Annotated in this window: 16 protein-coding genes; 12 read left to right on the plus strand and 4 right to left on the minus strand. The window is 71.5% G+C overall.

Annotated elements, in window-relative coordinates; translation table 11 throughout:
* Positions 1-114 precede the first annotated feature (114 nt).
* From ACZ4VA_RS20430 to ACZ4VA_RS20445, 4 genes are all read left to right on the plus strand, one after another.
* Positions 115-2,835 carry a winged helix-turn-helix domain-containing protein gene (locus tag ACZ4VA_RS20430; protein WP_468082305.1) on the plus strand — a complete coding sequence of 907 codons (2,721 nt, stop codon included), beginning with the start codon at positions 115-117 and terminating at the stop codon, positions 2,833-2,835.
* Positions 2,836-3,169: 334 nt separating this feature from the next.
* Positions 3,170-4,798: an MFS transporter gene (locus ACZ4VA_RS20435; protein WP_468082306.1), complete on the plus strand. Its 1,629-nt coding sequence runs from the start codon at positions 3,170-3,172 to the stop codon at positions 4,796-4,798.
* A gap of 15 nt (positions 4,799-4,813) precedes the next feature.
* Positions 4,814-5,335, plus strand: a complete 522-nt coding sequence (locus tag ACZ4VA_RS20440) for a hypothetical protein (protein WP_356169923.1) — start codon at positions 4,814-4,816, stop codon at positions 5,333-5,335.
* Between the two features lie 130 nt (positions 5,336-5,465).
* Positions 5,466-5,663 carry a hypothetical protein gene (locus tag ACZ4VA_RS20445; RefSeq protein ID WP_355788727.1) on the plus strand — a complete coding sequence of 66 codons (198 nt, stop codon included), beginning with the start codon at positions 5,466-5,468 and terminating at the stop codon, positions 5,661-5,663.
* A gap of 328 nt (positions 5,664-5,991) precedes the next feature.
* Here the strand turns inward: ACZ4VA_RS20445 and ACZ4VA_RS20450 are convergent, their stop codons facing one another.
* The gene (locus ACZ4VA_RS20450; RefSeq protein WP_356169920.1) at positions 5,992-7,401 is read right to left on the minus strand and encodes a DUF2252 domain-containing protein; all 1,410 of its coding nucleotides are present in this window, start codon (positions 7,399-7,401) and stop codon (positions 5,992-5,994) included.
* 492 nt (positions 7,402-7,893) lie between these two features.
* On the opposite strand from ACZ4VA_RS20450, the gene ACZ4VA_RS20455 reads away from it, so the two are divergent.
* From ACZ4VA_RS20455 to ACZ4VA_RS20480, 6 genes are all read left to right on the plus strand, one after another.
* The gene (locus ACZ4VA_RS20455; RefSeq protein WP_468082307.1) at positions 7,894-8,568 is read left to right on the plus strand and encodes an HdeD family acid-resistance protein; all 675 of its coding nucleotides are present in this window, start codon (positions 7,894-7,896) and stop codon (positions 8,566-8,568) included.
* 76 nt (positions 8,569-8,644) lie between these two features.
* Complete coding sequence (locus ACZ4VA_RS20460; protein ID WP_355794461.1) at positions 8,645-9,646, plus strand: hypothetical protein; 1,002 nt, start codon at positions 8,645-8,647, stop codon at positions 9,644-9,646.
* A gap of 45 nt (positions 9,647-9,691) precedes the next feature.
* Positions 9,692-10,585 carry a YhjD/YihY/BrkB family envelope integrity protein gene (locus tag ACZ4VA_RS20465; protein ID WP_356169914.1) on the plus strand — a complete coding sequence of 298 codons (894 nt, stop codon included), beginning with the start codon at positions 9,692-9,694 and terminating at the stop codon, positions 10,583-10,585.
* A 48-nt stretch (positions 10,586-10,633) separates the two neighbouring features.
* Positions 10,634-11,104, plus strand: a complete 471-nt coding sequence (locus ACZ4VA_RS20470) for an SHOCT domain-containing protein (protein WP_356169911.1) — start codon at positions 10,634-10,636, stop codon at positions 11,102-11,104.
* Between the two features lie 35 nt (positions 11,105-11,139).
* On the plus strand, positions 11,140-11,565 hold the full coding sequence (locus ACZ4VA_RS20475) for a DUF7144 family membrane protein (RefSeq protein ID WP_388904882.1): 426 nt from the start codon (positions 11,140-11,142) through the stop codon (positions 11,563-11,565).
* A gap of 67 nt (positions 11,566-11,632) precedes the next feature.
* Positions 11,633-12,985: a diacylglycerol/lipid kinase family protein gene (locus ACZ4VA_RS20480; RefSeq protein ID WP_468082308.1), complete on the plus strand. Its 1,353-nt coding sequence runs from the start codon at positions 11,633-11,635 to the stop codon at positions 12,983-12,985.
* A gap of 147 nt (positions 12,986-13,132) precedes the next feature.
* Here the strand turns inward: ACZ4VA_RS20480 and ACZ4VA_RS20485 are convergent, their stop codons facing one another.
* A complete protein-coding gene (locus ACZ4VA_RS20485; protein WP_468082309.1) occupies positions 13,133-13,684 on the minus strand; it encodes a hypothetical protein in 552 nt (183 codons plus the stop codon).
* A gap of 195 nt (positions 13,685-13,879) precedes the next feature.
* Between ACZ4VA_RS20485 and ACZ4VA_RS20490 the strand changes: the two genes are divergently transcribed.
* A complete protein-coding gene (locus ACZ4VA_RS20490; RefSeq protein ID WP_468082310.1) occupies positions 13,880-14,410 on the plus strand; it encodes an Imm21 family immunity protein in 531 nt (176 codons plus the stop codon).
* 133 nt (positions 14,411-14,543) lie between these two features.
* Here the strand turns inward: ACZ4VA_RS20490 and ACZ4VA_RS20495 are convergent, their stop codons facing one another.
* On the minus strand, positions 14,544-16,085 hold the full coding sequence (locus ACZ4VA_RS20495; RefSeq protein WP_468082311.1) for a pectate lyase family protein: 1,542 nt from the start codon (positions 16,083-16,085) through the stop codon (positions 14,544-14,546).
* An 896-nt stretch (positions 16,086-16,981) separates the two neighbouring features.
* On the opposite strand from ACZ4VA_RS20495, the gene ACZ4VA_RS20500 reads away from it, so the two are divergent.
* A complete protein-coding gene (locus ACZ4VA_RS20500) occupies positions 16,982-17,632 on the plus strand; it encodes a class I SAM-dependent methyltransferase (protein ID WP_356169974.1) in 651 nt (216 codons plus the stop codon).
* A gap of 244 nt (positions 17,633-17,876) precedes the next feature.
* Here the strand turns inward: ACZ4VA_RS20500 and ACZ4VA_RS20505 are convergent, their stop codons facing one another.
* Positions 17,877-18,542, minus strand: a complete 666-nt coding sequence (locus ACZ4VA_RS20505; protein WP_468082312.1) for a hemerythrin domain-containing protein — start codon at positions 18,540-18,542, stop codon at positions 17,877-17,879.
* Positions 18,543-18,758: the final 216 nt, after the last annotated feature.

The raw sequence follows: 18,758 nt of genomic DNA on the forward strand, positions 1-18,758 counted from the left end.
TACCACCCCAGTACCGATCTTGCACGTCGCGCGCGGGGGCGGGAGGGCTGGGATGCTGGATCCGAGAGCACTGCCCCGTGACACGACTCCGACGGACAGTGGTGGTGAGCGCCCGTGGCGGAGACCTCCGAGCATGCTTCGGGAGCGGCCGACCCGGGCGCCCCGTGGCTCGATCTTCCGGGAGAACCCCTTCTCCGTACGCGGATCACCGTGCCGACAGGACCGGCCACGTTCCTGCGGCGGCAGCGACTCGTCGATCATCTCGACGAAGCCCTCCGGACGCCGTTGACGCTGGTCAACGGTCCGGCCGGAGCGGGCAAGACCCTGCTGGCCGCCGACTGGGCCGCCGGACTGCGGCAGCCGGTCGCCTGGCTGTCCGCGGAGGCGGAGGACCGGCGTCCCGGAGTGTTCTGGGCCTACGTGCTGCAAGCCCTGCGCGCTGGCGGGGCGCCGGTGTCCGCAGCGGTGGGGGTTCCGGCCGAGGCGGGCCGGGTGGACCAGCGGCTGCTGTCGGCGCTCGCCGCCGAGCTGAACGGCCGTGCCGGACCCGTCGTCGTGATGATCGACGAGTACGACCGTGTGACGGACCCGGAGATCGCGGAGCAGCTGGAGTTCGTCCTGCATCACGCGGGGCAGGGCCTGCGTCTGGTCCTGGTGACCCGGACCGAACCCCTCCTGCCCCTGCACCGCTACCGGGCGGCGGACGAGCTGACGGAGATCCGCGCCGCCGAGCTCGCCTTCACGCCGGAGGAGACGGTGGCGCTGCTGGAGCTGCACGGACTGACTCTGCCGGTGCCGGCCGCGAGCGCCCTGGTGGATCGCACCCGCGGCTGGGCGGCCGGTCTGCGCCTGTGTGCCCTGGCCGCAGGGGAGACCGAGGATCCGGAGAGGTATCTGAAGGAGTTCGAGGCGGACCGGAGCACGGTCGCGGACTTCCTGCTCGCCGAAGTGCTCAAGCGGCAGACGGCGGAGACCCAGGACCTGCTGCTGCGCGTCAGCGTCCTGGACCGCTTCTGTCCCGGCCTGGCGGACGCCCTGACCCTGCGGAGCGACGCCGAGCCCATCCTCGACGGACTGCACCGCGGGAACGCGTTCGTCGAGCGTCTGGGGCACTCGTGGTATCGGCTGCACCCGCTGTTCGGGGAGATACTCCGCGCCCATCTGCGGGTGCGCATGCCAGGCCTGGAGCCGGAACTCCACCGGCGCGCCGCACGCTGGCTGCGCCGCCGGGGGACGCTCACGGAGACCCTCGCCCACGGCGCGGCCGCGGGCGACTGGGAGTTCACCGCCGAAGCCCTCGTCGACGACCTGGCGATCGGGCAGTTCTTCACCGGTCTGCGCTCCGGCGAACTCGACCACGTCTTCTCCGAGTTGGACCCCGGGACCGCCGGCCCCGCCACCGATCTGGTGCGGGCGGCCCGCGACCTGTCCCGGGGCGAAGCCGAACGCGGACTGCACCACCTGCGCCGCGCGCAGGAGCGGCTGGCCGCCGCGGGACCCGACGCCGCGTCCGCCCGGCTGAGCTGCGCCCTGCTGCAGACGCTGGCCGCCCGGCTGACCGGCGCGCCCGACGACGCCGAGGCGGCCGCCGAGACGGCCGGCGCACTCCGGCGGGAGGTCCCGGGTCCACTGCTGGACGGGCATCCCGAACTCATGGCGCTCCTGCGGACCCACCTGGGCTCGGCCCGCCTGTGGGCCGGACGGTTCGAGGACGCGCGCGCGGTGCTGGCCCAGGTGGCGGGCACGCCGGGCGGGGCGCCCACCGTGCTCCCGCGTGAGGAGGCGGTCGGGCACCTGGCTCTGATCGACCACCTCCACGGCTGGATCGGCCGGGCGGAGCGCAAGGCCCTGACGGGAGCCCCCGAACCGCAGCGGTCCGGTCCGCCTCGCCAGGACCCCTCGTCCGGGCCGCCCCGACAGGACCCGTCCGGCGCCGGCTCCGCCCTCGGGCTGCTGGTGCTGGCCGCCGTGGCCATCGAGCGCGATGAGCTGGGCCGGGCCCAGGGACTCCTCGACGAGACGGCCCGGCTCCCCCTCATCGGGCAGGACCCGGTGACGGCGGCGGGACGAGCCGTCGTCGAGGCTCGCCTTCTGCTGGCCCGGGGCAAGGCCCGCGCCGCCGTGGAGGTGGTGGACCCGGGCGTGTCCACCGCCGTGCCCTCGCCCTGGGCGGACGGCTGCGCGGCACTGGTCGTCTCCGCCGCCCACCTGTCGGAGGGGCACCCGGAGAGCGCGGTCGAGGTACTCGAAGACGTGTCCGCCGATCAGCCGGCCTGCGCGGTCGAGGCGGCACGGATGTTCCTCGCCGCGGCCCGTCCCGAGAGGGCGCTCGCCCTGCTCGACGCGATCCCCACCACGGGCCGCACCGGTCCGGCCGTGACCGTCCGGGCAGCGCTGGTCAAGGCCCGGGCGGCGCAGGAGGCGGGCGACGGCGCCACCGCCCGCCGACTCGTCGCGCAGGCGCTTCTCGACGCCCGGCGTGAGCGGCTGCGGCGTCCCTTCCTCGATGCCGGTCCATGGCTACGGCCCATGCTGGCCACCGCGCCGCTGCACGACCTTGCCGCGGACTGGCTGGCCCCCGGTCCGTCGCGACGGAGCACGCCGGCCGCCGCCGAGGACGAGCGGCCCCCGGCGCTCGTCGCCGAGGAGTTGAGCGGACGCGAGCGCGACGTCCTGGAACGGCTGGCCAGGATGATGTCCACCGAGGAGATCGCCGCGGACCTCTACGTGTCCGTGAACACGGTGAAGACCCACCTCAAGAGCGTCTACCGGAAACTGGCCGTGAACCGGCGCAACGAGGCGGTGCGCCGCGCCCGCGAGCTCGGGCTGATGTGAACCGCCCGCGCCGACGACCCCGGCCGGGGCGTCCGGCGTAGGCATCAGGTGCGGGCGGCCGCGGGCGCGAGCCGCCGCCTCCGGGCGACCGAAGTGAACTCCTTCCCTTGGGCCGTGTGGCCGAGGCCCGCATCCGATGGCGCGAGAGACTTCCGGACGCCGCGCCGGCCCGATTACCGCACGGCCCCGCCCGATCCCCTCTCCCTCCCCCGTGGCGGGTGAGGCGCTGGGCGGGCCGTTCGGCTGCGATGGGAGGGCGGCAGCGCACGCGTGGGCCGCCGCCCGGCGCATTCCGCCGGCAGCACGGCCGACTCACTGAGGCGAGGTGGACACCTTGAAGCACTGGCGCGCTCTGATCGTCCTGGGTACGGCCCAGTTCCTGATGGTCCTGGACACGTCCGTCATGAACGTCTCGATCAGCCAGCTGGTCGAGGACTTCGACACCGAGGTCACCGCCATCCAGGCCGTCATCACGCTGTACGCGCTGGTGATGGCCGCCTTCATGATCATCGGTGGCAGGTTCGGTGACATCCTGGGGCGCCGCCGCGTCTTCCTTCTCGGTCTCACCGTCTACGCCGTCGGATCGGCCCTGACCGCCGTGGCACCCACGCTGTGGGTCCTCACCCTGGGCTGGTCCGTCATCGAAGGACTCGGCGCCGCCATGGTGCTGCCCGCCATGGCCGCCCTCATCGCGGAGTCGTACCGAGGACGGGACCGGGCCGTCGCCTACGCGGTGGTCGGCGGGCTCGCCGGCGCGGGAATCGCGGTCGGCCCCCTGCTGGGCGGCTGGGTGACGACGTACCTCACCTGGCGGCTGGTCTTCGTCGGTGAAGTCGTGGTCGTGCTGGCCGTCCTGCTGTGCCGCGGGGTGATCCCGCGCACCGACCCGACCGGCCCACGACCGCGGCTGGACGGGATCGGCGCGGTGCTCTCCGCGGCCGGACTGGGGCTGTGCGTGCTCGGCGTGCTGCAGAGCAGCACCTGGGGATGGGTGCAGCCCCGCAATCCGCCCTTCACCGTCCTCGGCTTCGCCCCGACGCTGTTCGTCGTCGCCGCCGGAGCCGCCGTCCTCACCCTCTTCCGGTACTGGGAACGACGGCGGGACGAACAGGGCGCCGATCCCCTCGTCCATCTGTCCCTGCTGAGCAGACCGGTGCTGCGCTCCGGCCTGATGACGCTGCTGAGCCAGAACCTCATCCTGCTCGGACTGTTCTTCGCCATCCCGCTGTACCTCCAGGTGGTGCAGGGGTTCGACGCCTTCCAGACGGGGCTGCGGCTGCTCCCGGTGTCCGCCACCATGCTGGTGACCTCCCTGTGCGGTTCCGCGCTGGGAAGGGTGATGGGACCGCGCCGGGTGGTCCGGCTGGCCCTGCTGACTCTCACGGTGGCCGTCGTATGGCTACTGGCCACCATCGAGCCGGAGATCGACGACGCCCAGTTCGCCGGCGCGATGGCGCTGCTCGGCGTGGGTGTCGGCCTGCTCGCCTCGCAGCTCGGCAACGTCGTCCAGTCCAGCGTCGGCGAGAAGGAGCGCAGCGAGGTCGGAGGGCTCCAGTTCACCGCACAGAACCTGGGCTCCGCTCTGGGAACCGCGCTCATCGGGTCGATCCTCATCGGCGCGCTGGGCCACGCCGTCACCAGCAAGGTCGAGGACGACCCGCGGCTGTCCGCGCAGGCACGCGAGGGGGTCAGCGTGGCCCTGGAGGCCGGAGTCTCCTTCGTCCCGACCGAAGAGGTCCGCACGGCGGCCGAACGCGAGGGACTGCCGCCTTCGGAGGTCGACGCCATCGCGGAGTCCTACGCCGACGCGCAGCTCGACGGGCTGAAGGCGGCGATCCTCGCCACGGGCGGCATCACCCTCGCCAGTTTCCTCGTCACCCCGCATCTGCCGGCGGGCCGCGAGCGCCGTCCCTCGCGGCCGAAGAGCGGAGCCCCGGCCGGCGTCACAGGATCGACGCGCTGAACCCCTGGAGGACCGATGTCCCGGACCCCGAGCCCCGCCGAGGAGCGGACGACACCGACCGAGCGCCGGACGCGTGCCGACTACACGGGCGGCGTCTACGGCTCCATGCTCGCGGCCTCCGTGGTGATCGGCGCCGGCACTCTCGGCTCGTTCCCGCGCACGGAACTGGTGCTGCTGCTGTTGCTCACCGGCGTGGTGTTCTGGGTGGCGCACGTCCACGCGCAGTTGTTCGGCGCGCGTCTGGCGCAGCAGGCCCTGGACCGCAGAGCGGTACTGCACGTCTGCCGCGAGGAGTGGCCGATCGTCAAGGCGGCCGTTCCGCCCGCCGCCGCGGTGGCCGTGAGCCCGCTCCTGGGGCTGGACGTGCAGGGTGCCGTCTGGCTGGCCCTGTCCGTCGCGGTGGCCGGGCAGGTGGGCTGGTCCGTGGCCGCGGCCCGCCGGGCCGGTGCCTCGCGGCGTCTCATGGCGAGCACCGCCTCGGTCAACCTGGTGCTGGGGCTGCTGATCATCACCTTCAAGATCGTCCTGAAGCATTGACGCCCTTCGACCTCCGCGCCGTGCCCGGCGGGTCACCTGTACCGGGTGATGGCCGGTCCGGCGCGAAGGAGCACGATCGCAGGGAAGGGCGCCGTCCGCCTGCCCCACGCCGCCCAGGGGAGAGCAAGCCATGCGCTACGAGATTCGCGTCGAGGGAGACCTGTCGGACACGCTGGCCGAGGCGTTCCCGGAGCTCGGTCACGTGGTGATGTCCGGCCAGACGCTCCTGTTCGGCCCCGTCGTGGACGATGCGCACCTGTTCGGGCTGCTGGCCCGCTGCCAGTCGCTGGGGCTGCGCGTCCTGGAGATGCGGCAGTTGCCGGAGTGACGGAACGGATGATCCTGCTGACACCGGGTGTCCCGGGAATTCGGCTGGGGTGAGTCCGCCTCCGTCCGGGTGGGGATGCGGGCGGCGATCACACGGGGTTTCACGCTGACGAGAAGCGAGCCGGCGGTCCTTGGAGGCCGGCGCGGGTAGTCAGCACAGACACAGCGCAGGTGACGCGATGAGGAAGGCCCCCGACGAGGGGGCCTCCGACGAAGCGGACAGAGGGGCGGCGGAGCCGGAACCAGGGCTACGGCGCGGGGAGTTCGGGTCGGCGGAGCTGGAACAAGGGCTACAGCGTGCGGAGTTCGGGTCGGCGGAAGCCCGCCTCTCAGAGACTCTCCGCCGTGATCCGCCCGGAACGGCGCGCCGCTCCCAGCGCCTCGAAGTCCCGCTCGTTCTGGTCGGCGTAGGACTGGGCGAAGACGGTGAGCGCCCTGTCGAAGCGGTCGCTGCCGCCCAGGTACGCGGCGATCGCGACGGGGTCGCCGGAGCGGGCGTGGGCACGGGCCAGCGAGGCCCCGCACAGCCGAGCGAAGAGGGAGAGCAGGCCGGGGTCCATCGTCTCCGGCTGTGCGATGCCCTTCCAGTCCCGCAGTTGACGCACGTAGAAGTCCCGGTCCTGCCCGTCCAGGCCCGTGACGTGTGTCCATCCCAGGAAGATGTCGCTGGTCGTCTGGATCAGGCGCTGGCCGGTCACCACCCGGCGGCCCTGGTTGTCGTAGCCGTCCCCGCCCGTGTGGGCCGCAAGGACCGACTCCTGGGCCTCCTTGGCCTGCAGCAGCAGGGGGTCGTCGTCGTCCCTGCCGAGCAGCAGCAGGATCCAGCAGCGGGTGCCCACGCTTCCGACGCCCACGACCTTCCGGGCCATGTCCACGAGCCGGTAGTGACGCAGCAGGTGACGGCGTTCGGACGGCAGGGTTCGCGCGTATCCGCCCACCAGACCGCGCAGTTGCTCCTCGCGCCCGACCTCGGCACGGTCGTCCCGCAACTGGTCGAGCGGCGTGATCAGCGGTGGGTCCGGGGCGATGCGCCGGCCGTCGACCGTGACCCGGGTCAGCTTCTCGAACGCCTGGATGTTGGTCCGCGTGCGCGCCCGCTCCGTCGCCCGGGCCGTACGGCGCCTGGCCTCCTTGTCCATCGAGGAGGCCAGCAACTGGCGCATCCGGTCGGTGTCGTCCTGCGCGTACCAGATGTCCAGGGTGCGCATGCCGGCGAACTCGCGCATCCGTTCCCGGTACGCGCTCACGCAGGCGCGCACCGCTCTGTTCTGCTCCTTGAGCGAGAAGCCGTTGGCTCGACTCGCCGTCACGAAGCTCGCCGCCAGCCGCTTGACGTCCCACTCGAAGGGGCCGGGCAGGGTCTCGTCGAAGTCGTTGATGTCGAAGACCAGATGACGTTCCGGCGACGCGAGGAGCCGGAAGTTGAGCAGGTGCGCGTCCCCGCAGAGCTGCACCCACAGTCCCGTGCTGGGCAGGGCCGCGAGGTCGCCCGCCATGATGGCCGCCGCCCCGCGGTAGAAGCGGAACGGCGACTCCAGCATGCGGCCGTAGCGGATCGGCACCAACTCCCGCACACGGTCGGCGGACTGGCGCTCGACCACCTCCACAGGGTCGGTCCGCCGCTCGTCGGCCTCGAACCAGCCGTGACTCGATCGCGAGGCGCGTGAGCGTGCGCTCCTGCCGTGAGCCGCTCGCTCGGCCTCGGGCAGGGACGCGGTGAAGTGGTTCGGTACGGTCATGGTCCGGCCTCCCGGTTCGGCGTCCTGGCGTCGGGGACGGCACCCGGCACGGTCCCCCGGCGCCGGTGAGGCAGCAGCGTCCGGGAAGCGCCCGTGTGCATGCGCGCGGCTCCGTCCCGGAGAGGTGGCCCGCCGGCCGTCCGCGGCCTCGTCATGGCGCGCACCTCCCGGGAGGTACGCGCTGATCCCACGGAGCCGCGGCGGGTACGGGCGGTCGCGCCGTGCCCGCGGTGCGGTGGCTCCGGCGGCCTGTGCCGGTCCGTTCCGGGTTCGCTCATGCCATGGCTCTTCGTTCCGTCCGACGTGCTGCTTGCGTTCACCGCGGGTCCGGCGAACACGTCCGGGTCCCAGCTCACACCGCGGCACGGTCCGCCGGATCACCCGCGGCGGGTGACCCGACGGGCGGGCGGCACGGGGGACGCTGAGGCGGTCAGGTCCCCGCGCACCGTCCAGCCGGCGGTCCGGTAGCGACCTGCTCGGCGAGGAGGAGCCATGACCATGCCGCGTGATCCGGCGCCGCCCACCGGACCGGAGATCCTCACCGACGGGCCGGCCCCACGCCCGGCCGGCAACCCCGTCGACGTACTGGCACAGCTGGGACGCTCGTGGACCTGGATCCTGTGTTCGGCGATCGCGACCCTGGTGCCAGGTGTCCTGGTCCTGGTCCTGGTCCTGGTCTGGCCGGACGAGACCCTGCACGTCCTGGCCGTCCTCATCGGCCTGTACCTGCTGGCCGCCGGAGTGTTCCGCTTCGTGGCCGTCTTCGGCCGGGAGGAGTCCGGGGAACGGCTGCCCGGGCTGCTCATGGCGGTGCTGTACCTCCTCGCCGGAGTGCTGTGCCTGCGCAACCCGCTGCAGACCATCGCCGCCCTGTCCCTGATCGTCGGCGTCGTATGGCTGGCCTCCGGCGTCCTGACCCTCTACACGGCCATCGCCGCCAAGGACCTCCCCCACCGCGGCGTCGTCGTGGGTGTCGCGGTGCTCGCCATCGTCGCGGGCATCGTGGTCCTGGCCCTGCCGACCGAATCCGCCCGCGCCCTGACCCGGCTCCTCGGGCTGTGGCTCGTCCTGCTCGGCCTGGCCGAAGCGGCCGTCGCCCTGGCCTGGCGGGCCGCGCTCCGCAGGGCCGGCGTACCGGGCGCGCACGCCTCCGGTGCGAGGACCTGACCGCGGCCCGGCCCGTGGGAGCCGCCGGTCGAGGGGCTCGCGGCGACCCGCTCACCGCACGAGGAGGGGAGCACGCATGAACCCGGCCTCACCGAGCCCCGAGGACCGCGCGCCCACGCACCCCCTGACGGCCGCGGAACGCGCGGAGTACGAACGCCTGCGTCGGCACGCGGGTGTACGGCACCGCCGGGTGCGCCGGGCCGGCGCGTCGGTCCTGCCGCTCCTGACGCTGCTGCTCGCGCCGCTGGCCGTGGTCGCCGCCTGGGTCCAGGACTTGGTCACGGACACCGACCGGTACGTGCAGACCGTCGCGCCGCCGGCGTCCGAACCCTCGGTGCAGAAGGTCGTCACCGACCGCCTCTCCGACCGCGTCGTCGCGGATGTGGACGTCAAAGCCGTTACGGACTCCCTCGCCAAGGCCCTCCAGGACGCCGGGGCACAACCCCGCGTCGTGGACGGCGCCGAGGCACTCACCGGCCCTCTGCGGTCCGCGGTCACAGAGGTCGTCGACCGCACAGTGAGCCGCGTGATCACCAGCGACGTCTTCCAGCAGGCCTGGGAGGGCGTTAACCGGCGGGCGCACGGCGCAGTGGTGGGCATGCTCACCGGTGACCGGAGCGGCGTCGTGAGCGCGGAGGGCGACACGGTCCGCCTGGACGTCGGCGAGGTCGTCGACGAGGTGCGCCAGCGTTTTGTCGACGCCGGCTTCGGCAAGGCCACCGCCATCCCCGACACCGACCGCACGATCACCCTGTTCGAGACGGAGAAGCTGAACAAGGCGCAGGACACGATGCGGCTGCTCGACGTCGTCGGCACGTGGGTGCCCGTGGTGACCCTCGTACTCGCCGCGCTCGCCGTCTGGACGACGCCGTACCACCGGCTGATGATGCTCACGAAGTGGGTGTCCGCCGGCCTCATCGCGGCGGGAGCCCTGGCGCTGCTGCGGTGGAACCACCCCTCGGTGGGCGCGGTCGCGCTCATCGTCTGCCTGGTCCTCGCCGCCCTGATCCTGGCGGCGGTCCTCGCGGCCGCGGCGGGTCCGACCGCCGGCGAGAAGCACCGACCGGCGGCCACGTGAGCCATGGTCAGGAAACCCGGCCCCGTTCCGGCAAACCGTAGACGCATGGCGGTGGAGCGGGTCGCGGCGGGCCTGCGGTCCGGTCAGGCGGCACGGCTGCTGACCCGCCTGTCGGCGCTCAACGTCGTGGAGGGCGCCGTGCGGCTGGCGGCGCAGGCCTTCATCACCGCGCTGCCGCTGCTGATGACCGTCGCGGCGTTCGCCCCCGCGGGCGTGCAGGACCTGCTGGCCGACTCCGTGCGTACGGTTCTCGGAGTGCGCGGCGACACCCTCGACGAGGTGCGTCGCGCCTTCGCCGCCACCGGCACGACACGCGACGCGGTCGGCGCCCTGGGTGTGATCGTCACGCTGGTGTCGGCCACGGCCTTCAGCCGGGCGCTCCAAGCGGTGTGCGAGCGGTGCTGGCACCTGCCACGCGCGCCGATCCGCGCCGCGGTCTGGCGCTGGCTGCTGTGGCTGGTGGTCTGGCTGGCCGTCCTCCTCGTCCAGGCGCCGCTGCGCAGCGGCTTCGGCGGCCGTGCGGTCATCGGGTGGGTGCTGGCGCTGCTGTCGGCGACGCTGCTGTGGTGGTGGTCCCAGCACCTGCTGCTCGGCGGCCGGATCGGCTGGCGGAACCTGCTGCCGGGAGCGCTGCTGGCGGGCACGGGCACCGTGGTGCTGAGCTGGGCCGCCGCCCTGTTCATGCCCACGGCCGTGGAACGCAGCCTGCGGGAGTTCGGCCCGCTGGGGCCCGTCTTCACGGTCCTGTCCTGGCTGATCGCCGTGTTCCTCGTGGCGGTCTCCGGCCTCGCGCTGGGCGAGTACGTGGCCTCCTCGGACTGGTACCGCGCCGCGTCCGCGTCCTGGCACCGTCCCGGCGGTGGGGACGCGGGCCGTCGGGCGCACCCGGAGTCACCCGCGCCGGGTGAGGTCGACAGGCACCCGCCGAGGCCACGCTGAGAACACCACACAGGTCGGCCGGCGGAGGCGCCGGGAACGGAGGGCGAGATGAGCGCGCAGACGTACCTGGCGTACGACTATCCCTTGCTGAGCGTCTTCTGGAGCATGTTCGTGTTCTTCCTGTGGATCATGTGGTTCATCCTGCTGTTCCGCGTGGTCATCGACATCTTCCGTGATGACGCGATGAGCGGATGGGCGAAGACGGGCTGGCTGGTCCTCACCGTCCTGCTGCCCTTCCTGGGCGTCTTCATCTACGTCATCGCACGCGGCAAGAACATGGGCCGTCGCGAGATGGCCCAGGCACGCGCACAGCAGGCCGACTTCGACGCCTACATCAGGCAGGCGGCGGGCACCACGCCCGGGACCGGCAGCGTCGACGAGCTCGCCCGGCTGGCCGAGATCCGCGACCGCGGAGCCATCACGGACGAGGAGTTCCGCAGGGCGAAGGAACTGGTGCTGTCGGGACACGGTCCGTCCCAGCACCCAGGCGGCGCGACAGCCGCAGGCTCCGCACGCTGAGCAGGTGTCCGACGACACGAAAACGAGGCAGCGGTATGAGCGCGACACACACACGGCAGGCCGACCCGAGGAAGCAGGCGTGGGCAGGCGGACTGACGGTCTTCGCGGGCGTCATGCTCATGATCGTCGGAGTGCTCGACATCCTCCGGGGCGTCATGGCCATCGCCGAGGACGACATCTTCCTCACCACACGCAACTACGTCTTCGAGTTCGACCTGACCGGCTGGGGCTGGATCCACCTGGTACTGGGCGCGCTGGCCGTCGTCGTCAGCCTCGGGCTGGTTCGGGCCACGATGTGGGCCCGCGTCGCCGGCGTGGTGATCGCCGGATTCGTCATCATCGCCAACTTCCTCTCCGTGCCGTACTACCCGGTCTGGTCGGTCGTGATGATCGCGATCTCGGGGTTCGTCATCTGGGCCCTGTGCGCGGTACGCGGGGACGACCACCTCGACTCGGCCTGACGGCACGCGCTCGCCGGGCGGCCGCGGACAGGAAGGGCGCGCACGTGGAACGAACGGCACGGTTCCCATGAACAGTCCACGCACGGCCGGGACTTCGCGGCACCGAGGTGCCGGATGGGCTCGCCTCGCACTGCTCGCCCTGCTGGCCGCCGTCCTGGTGCCGCTCGTCACCGCCGGCCTGCGCAGCGTGCTGTGGCTGCTGGTCGGTCTCGCCGGGCTGGCACTCGGTGTCGCCGGTGTGTGGTGGGCCCTCGCCCACACCGGCGTGGCCCGCGTCCTCGGAGTCGCCCTGTCACTGGCCGCGCCCGCCGCCGTGCTCGCTCTGTACGCGGCGGCCGGCATCCTGTGGGCCGCCTTCCTGTCGCTGGGCCTGTGGGCACTCGCCGCCACGGCCGCGCGTGTCGCCCTGGCACCGGGGCGCGACGCGACCGGACACCTGGTGACCGAGCCCGCACGCCATCCCTGGATTCTCATGAACCCGCGCTCGGGCGGCGGCAAGGTGGGCCGCTTCCACCTCGTGGAGAAGGCCCGGGAGGCGGGCTGCCGCGTGACCCTGCTGGAGGGCGTCCAGGACGTGTCCGAGCTGGCGCGGCAGGCCGTCGCCGACGGTGCCGACCTGCTGGCGGTGGCGGGCGGCGACGGCACCCAGGCCCTGGTGGCCGAGGTCGCCGCCCAGCACGATCTGCCGTTCGTGGTGGTGCCCGTGGGTACCCGCAACCACTTCGCCCTCGACCTCGGACTGGACCGCGACGACCCGCCCCGAGCTCTGGAGGCCCTGACCGACGCCGTGGAACTCCGCGTCGACCTCGGTTACGCCGCGGACCGCGTCTTCGTGAACAACGCCTCCTTCGGGACGTACGCGTCCGTGGTCGCCGACCCCGAGTACCGCGACGCGAAGACGCAGACGATCCTGCGCGCCCTGCCCGGTCTCCTCACCGGCGCCGACGCACCCCGGCTGCGGATGCGGGCCGGACGGACACGCTCCGAGGGGCTCCAGGCACTGCTCGTCAGCAACAACCCGTACGGGCGTGCCGTCGACGCGGCCCACCCCGGACGCAGGAAGCGGCTGGACTCGGGACAGCTGGGCGTGGTGTGCGTACGAGTCGACAACGCCGCCCAGGCGGCGACCCTGGTGCGCGGACCGCGCGCCGGCGGCACGGAGGGACTCATCCGCCTCAACGCCGAGGAAGTCGTCGTCGAGTCGGACACCGGCACCCTCTCGGTCGGCATCGACGGCGAGCACACCGTGCTGCCCGCACCGGTCGTGTGCCGCAGCGCCCCCGGAGCACTCAGGGTCCGCGTGCCACGCCATCGCCCCGGCACGCCACGGAGCGCCGCGGAGACCGACTGGCGACGCGTTACGAGGCTGGCCCTGGAACGCCCACTCGGAGACCGCGGCCGGCACGCCGAGACGACGTGAGGGGCGGTGTCCCTCAGCAGCGGTTGAGCACCGACTGCGCCACCCTCCACGCCGCCCCACATTTCAAGCCGCTACCGTCCGGACGCCTACGCGACGCGGCAACAACTCAACCAAGGCGAATGAACGAGCGGCCAACGGTCGTGCCGTTCAACCGAGTTGGGCCGCCCAAGCGCCCAACACGTCGAAATCCTCATCGACGAGGCCGCTTCGGGGGTCCACTCGGTGAAGCAGGGCCGGACCGTCATGGTGGTCCAGCACCCAGGTGCGGTCGGCCTCGGTGATCTCGTCGTCGATCCATGCGAACACCCGGCCTTTCGCCCACGCGACGATCGCGGGCGTCTTCCAGAACACGCCGTCCGCGGGCTCGGGACGTTGTGCGGGCCAGGAGATGAACGGCAGTCGGGGCAGCCCCAGCACCGGCGCGATGAAGTCATTGGCTTCGTCCTCCCACGTCGTCGCCCACACCAGGTCGAAGGGGAGCGCCGTCAGCGCCGGGCCGTGGCGCGGGTCGAGCCACACCCGCAGGGGCTTCACCGCCTTGTCCGGCAACCCGAACTCAGTGAGCCGCCGCCGCTCAGCGGCCTCCCAGTTCGGCGTCAGCAGCCTGTGCGTCTCATACCCCTCGGGTCGCCGGTACGGCTTCGCGGCATACGGATTCAACGGCCCGTCGACATCCACCAACAACACCGGTCGCACCAACTGCCCTCTCCTGAGGTGTGGATGGCACGGGACTGGGCCAGGCTGAAAGGGACACCTGGATTCCGTGAAGGTTGCGTCGCTTATCTGTAGGAGGCAGGCAGCCACGGCCGGCATGTCAATGGGTGCGGGCACACTGACGGCAGGAGCACCCTTTCACCCGCCGCAACCGACGCATCCCGCACCCCATCCACCTGGGTGGAGTCGATGGGTGGGCCCCTGATCGTCATTCCCGTCGGCGCTTTGGCTGCCTGGCGCGGATGTACGGAATCCGGGGTCACGGCCGGAGACGCCAGTGCCCCGGACGATTACGACCGGGCTTGCGCGGTGGCGGATCTGGCTGGCGTGATCACGGCGGGCCCGAATGGTGAACAGGCACTGGTGCTGGCGGACGAGCCTGCCACCACCCGTTATCTGCCTGAACACCGGACGTTCCTGAGATGGCTGGCCGCTGACTCCGAAGCCGGTCTGAGGACTGCGGCGGACGCCGTACTCGCCGACTCAGCGACCAGTTGGGAGGAGTGCGGCACCTGGGTGGCGGACGGGCCGGCCGTGCTCATGGACTCAGCCGAAGCCGGCTCCGAATTGAACATCGAATATCCAGGCGGCGGAATGCCCGCCCAGGCAGCGGTCCCACTACCCACCGGTCGCTGGAGGGTGCGAGCCCCTCACACCGAACATGACGGCTACAGGGTCGGGTTGGTCCAGCTACTGCCCATCGAATCCTGAAGCTTCAGTCGTTTCGTCGGTTGGATCCGAGGGACCAGAACAGAGCCCACACGCGGCGCCCCGGCCCACAAGAGCAGGTCAGGAGCGGCTCCGGCCGGCCGCTTGTGCGGCCGGCCGGGTCACGCCGTTCCGGTCAGGCGTAGGTCTCGAACTCGGCCACCTTGGGCGTCCCGCTCGACGAGGTGATCTCGAACGTGACCTTCTTCAGCGAAGTGGACGCGAAGGAGACGACCCCCGCCCCGCTGCCCGAGGCCAGCACGGACCCGGTGTCGCCGTTGAGTACGCGCCAGGAGCCGATGTTGCCGGTGGCGCCCGAGGCCTCCTTGATGTTGATCTTGGAGATGGTCGTCGCGGAGCCCCACTTGATCGAGATGGAGCCGGTCGAGCCGGCCGGCGACCAGTAGGTGCTGGTGTTTCCGTCACGGACGTTGCCGTAACTGGTCCCGCTCGCCTTGCTGGAGCCGTCGGAGTCGGCGCCGATGCTCAGGTTGGTCCCGATCGGCGTGGGCGTGGGCGTCGGAGTGGGCGTGGGCGTCGGCGACGACGGCGGGGTGGGAGTGGGCGTCGTCGGCGTGCAGTTGCCGTCCGACACCTTCAGGCCGTTGTTGGCGCCCGCCGTCGCGGTCACGATCGACGGTACGCAGGACGCGCCGTCCAGGGTGTAGGCGTAGGGGATGCTCACGGTCGTGTTCGACGTCGGGTTCGGGCCGGCCGGGTTGTTGTCCTCCCCAGGGGCCGACCAGGTCACGTTGTCGAAGATGTTGCCGCTGACCTGCCAGTAGCCGGGCAGGTCCGTGTAGAAGGTGCCAAGGACGTCCTTGGAGTCCTTGAAGTAGTTGTTGTCGACCTTGGCCTTGCCGCCGGCGCGGGGGTTGATGCCGGACGAGTTCAGGCTGACGTAGTAGTTGTTGTAGATGTGCGCGGTGGCGCCGCGCAGCAGGGGCGTACGGGAATCGATGTTCTCGTACCGGTTGTGGTGGAAGGTGACGGGCCCGTTGGCGAGGTCGCTGTCGCTGGAACCGACGAGCCCGCCACGGCCGGAGTTGCGCAGGATGCTGTAGGACAAGGTCACGTACTTGGTGTTGTCCTTCATGTCGAACAGGCCGTCGAAACCCTCCGATTCACCTCCCGAGGCGACCAACGTGGCATGGTCGACCCAGACGTTGTGCACGTCGGTCTCCATGCCGATGGCGTCACCGCCGTTGGACGTGGGCGAGCCGGACTTCTTCACGTTCTGCACGGTCACGTTCTGGACGATGATGTTGCTGGACTGGCGGATGTGGATGCCGATCTGGTCGAACACGGCACCTCCGCCCACTCCCACGAGAGTGACGTTGCTGATGTCCTTCAGCTCGATCACGCCCGCGGCCGTGTTGCAGCTGGCCCCGGACACCTTGGCGGTGTTGCCGACGGTGATGGTCCCCTCGACCTGGATGACCAGCGGGGTGCTGCTGCTGGCCCTGCTGCACAGCGCCTGGTGGATCTGGGTGCCGGTGGTGGCCTTGACCGTCGCTCCGCCGGCGCCGCCGGTCGTCCCACCGTTCTGGGTGGCGAACCCGGTCGCTCCGGCCGCTGCCGCCGAAGCGGTGGGCATCGACAGGACCACGCCTGTCGCCGCCGCCAGGGCCAGCGTGCCGAGTGCCGCGGAGAGTCGCAGTGCGACTGGCTTTCTCATCCTTGCCTCGTCTTTCGTAATCGCGTGCCGGGGGTGCCGCGCACGTCCGAGCCCGGTCGGCAGGCAGGGGGAGATCACCGAAATGCCATGCACATGTCATGTACGCAGGGCACATTCGGATCTGCCGATCCGGTGCGGGTGTTGTTCTCGCCACCAGGCGAGAGGAACGGTGGTGCGGGTGATACAGCTCTGACTTGAAGTGCGGCCGGTGTGCGGATGGGATGCCGGACCCCTGGAGTACACGCCCGCGGCGGAGGCGTACGCCGCCGAGAGGAGCGACCCCGGGGAAGGAAGTGCGTCCCGGTCGGAACCTGAGTGCGGTGCGGGCGCCCGTCGCCGTGGCCACGACGGCGGGCAGGGCGATGCGTCCGTACCCCGGAGCCCATCCCTGACTCCCGGCACGTCGGCACCTCGGCGCGGCCGGCCTTCACGCCACCCCTCGCCGGATCGGTTACGGCTTGCGGGCTGCGACGGCTGTACCGCGGCCACCTTCTCCGGCGCGGTCGACACACACCGGGAAAGCGCTTTCTCTCCGCGAGGATAGGGCGGTCGTCGCCGAGTTGACAAGAATGTGAACAGCGTTCCCTCAGTCGATTTCCGTCGCTGCGCCATCCGCGTTGTGGCGCCACACCTGCACCCGGTCTTCACCTGACTCGGGTCGGCATACCGGAGCACCACCACGTCACACGCTCGTTCACAACAATGAACGTTGTTCTGTGATGAGAACGCCCTCAGAAGGGGTGCCGGAGAGCCGTCACTTCACTCGGACTTGCCTGGCGAGCCGGCAACACCTCTGTCCGAGCCCGGTTTTGCCGGTTCGGCAAGCGGACTGGCCGGGGCGGAGCATCCTGCCCGACCGTGGGTCCGTGAGCGACGACACCGTAGGAGAAACGACCATGGCCGACCTGCCGACGTCTGCCGACACCTACGCCGGAGACCCGGCGGTGCGGGAGGAGTGGGACACGCGCTACGCCGGGCGAGAGCAACTGTGGAGCGGCCGACCCAATGGCGCGCTGGAGGCCGAGGTCGCCGGGCTCACTCCCGGACGGGCACTCGACGTCGGCTGCGGCGAGGGCGCCGACGCCGTCTGGCTGGCCCGCGAGGGCTGGGAGGTGACCGCGATCGAGGTCTCCGGCGTGGCGCTGGAGCGGGCGGCCAGGCACGCGCGGGACGCCGGTGTCACCGTTCGCTGGGTGCACGCCGCACTGACGGAGGCGGCGCTCGCGCCGGGCTCGTTCGACCTGGTCTCCGCGCAGTACCCGGCGCTGCTGCGCACCCCCGATGCGGCTGCCGAGCGCGCACTGCTCGCGGCCGTCGCACCCGGCGGCGTACTGCTGGTCGTGCATCACGCCGGCATGGAGACACGGCAGGCGGACGACGGGGACTTCGATCCCGCCGACTACGTATGGCCCTCGATGATCTCCGCCCTGCTCGACGACGACTGGGAGATCGAAGCCGACGAGCAGCGTCCACGTGTGGCACCCGATGGCGGCGCGGGCGCGCATCACACCGATGACGTGGTGCTGCGTGCTCGCCGACTGCGTTGATGTCCGTGAGCGGCTGACGGATCGTGAAAGACCGGCGGGCAGGGGCGAGACGCACGGCCCCGGTGGGATGATTTGTCCTCCACCGAGGCGGTGACTCCGACGGCGCACCCCTCCCCCGCTGTCGACTCCCGCGCTGCGATGGTGAGTTACCCTCGGCGGCAGCGCTCCACAGGCGCACGCGGAGTCCGCTTCGGGAGACCTCGGCACGGGTGATCTCGTACCCGCGTCGTCAACGGCCGCTGTCTCACAGCCGTTTGCGCAGGACGACCACGGCGGTGACAGCGGCCAGAGCAGCACCCACGCCGATGAGCGCCTTGTCGGGAGCGGAACCGTTGACGCCGAAAGCGTCGCGGGCACGGTCGGAGAGACTGAGGGGTACGCCCAGGAGCGCGTTCCCGGGCGGGCGCCTGGGGATGACGGGGTGCGGGTGGGTGGGGGCGGTCCTCCGTACCGCTTCCCAGGCGGTGCCGAGTCCCCGTAGCCGCGCGTCGTCCATGGCGTCCTGGAGCCGGGGCAACAGCAGGTCCTCCTCGTCTCTGATGTCCTGCCATATCAGATCGAAGGCTCGCCGCACCTTGTCCTCGCGCTCGGGATCTCCCGGGGACAGACGCTCCATGTCGGCCACGAGACCGTTGATCTCCTGGTGTTCCTCCTCGACCCGGGCGGTGAGCTCCTCGCCGCCCGGGACCGAGCGCCGTACGGCGGGCCACAGCACGCTCTCCTCCGCGAAGGCGTGGCTGAAAACCAGTTGGACGAGCTGCCGCAGGATCTGTTCGCGTCGGCGTGTGTCGCCCATGGCCCCGTACCGGTTCATCAGCTCGTCCATCTGCACGTGTTCACGGCGCTGCCGGACAAGGACGCTGCCGTGGCCGCCGAGTTGCAGAACGCTCTGGTCCTTGATGGTCCTCACGATGGTTCACTCCCGTCTTCACACCACCACGAGCCGGGACCCGTGATCCGGCGATCCCCTTCGCCGTTCGTGCGACGCCGGTGCCCGCTGCCGCCCTGTAGGCAGGGCCCGTTCGCGCCGACGGGATGTCCCTGGGCGGGTGCAGTCCGGGGACATCCTGTCGCGATGGGTCGCGGCGTCACTCGTCTCTCCGAAGCGAGCCGCCACCAGCGGGCT

Source organism: Streptomyces sp. NPDC028308, assembly GCF_055565855.1.

Bases quoted from the DNA above. Each gene is read 5' to 3' on its own strand.
- ACZ4VA_RS20440 (WP_356169923.1), top strand. From the start codon at position 4,814: ATGTCCCGGACCCCGAGCCCCGCCGAGGAGCGGACGACACCGACCGAG.
- ACZ4VA_RS20445 (WP_355788727.1), top strand. From the start codon at position 5,466: ATGCGCTACGAGATTCGCGTCGAGGGAGACCTGTCGGACACGCTGGCC.
- ACZ4VA_RS20450 (WP_356169920.1), bottom strand. From the start codon at position 7,401: ATGACCGTACCGAACCACTTCACCGCGTCCCTGCCCGAGGCCGAGCGA.
- ACZ4VA_RS20455 (WP_468082307.1), top strand. From the start codon at position 7,894: ATGACCATGCCGCGTGATCCGGCGCCGCCCACCGGACCGGAGATCCTC.
- ACZ4VA_RS20460 (WP_355794461.1), top strand. From the start codon at position 8,645: ATGAACCCGGCCTCACCGAGCCCCGAGGACCGCGCGCCCACGCACCCC.
- ACZ4VA_RS20465 (WP_356169914.1), top strand. From the start codon at position 9,692: ATGGCGGTGGAGCGGGTCGCGGCGGGCCTGCGGTCCGGTCAGGCGGCA.
- ACZ4VA_RS20470 (WP_356169911.1), top strand. From the start codon at position 10,634: ATGAGCGCGCAGACGTACCTGGCGTACGACTATCCCTTGCTGAGCGTC.
- ACZ4VA_RS20475 (WP_388904882.1), top strand. From the start codon at position 11,140: ATGAGCGCGACACACACACGGCAGGCCGACCCGAGGAAGCAGGCGTGG.
- ACZ4VA_RS20480 (WP_468082308.1), top strand. From the start codon at position 11,633: ATGAACAGTCCACGCACGGCCGGGACTTCGCGGCACCGAGGTGCCGGA.
- ACZ4VA_RS20495 (WP_468082311.1), bottom strand. From the start codon at position 16,085: ATGAGAAAGCCAGTCGCACTGCGACTCTCCGCGGCACTCGGCACGCTG.
- ACZ4VA_RS20500 (WP_356169974.1), top strand. From the start codon at position 16,982: ATGGCCGACCTGCCGACGTCTGCCGACACCTACGCCGGAGACCCGGCG.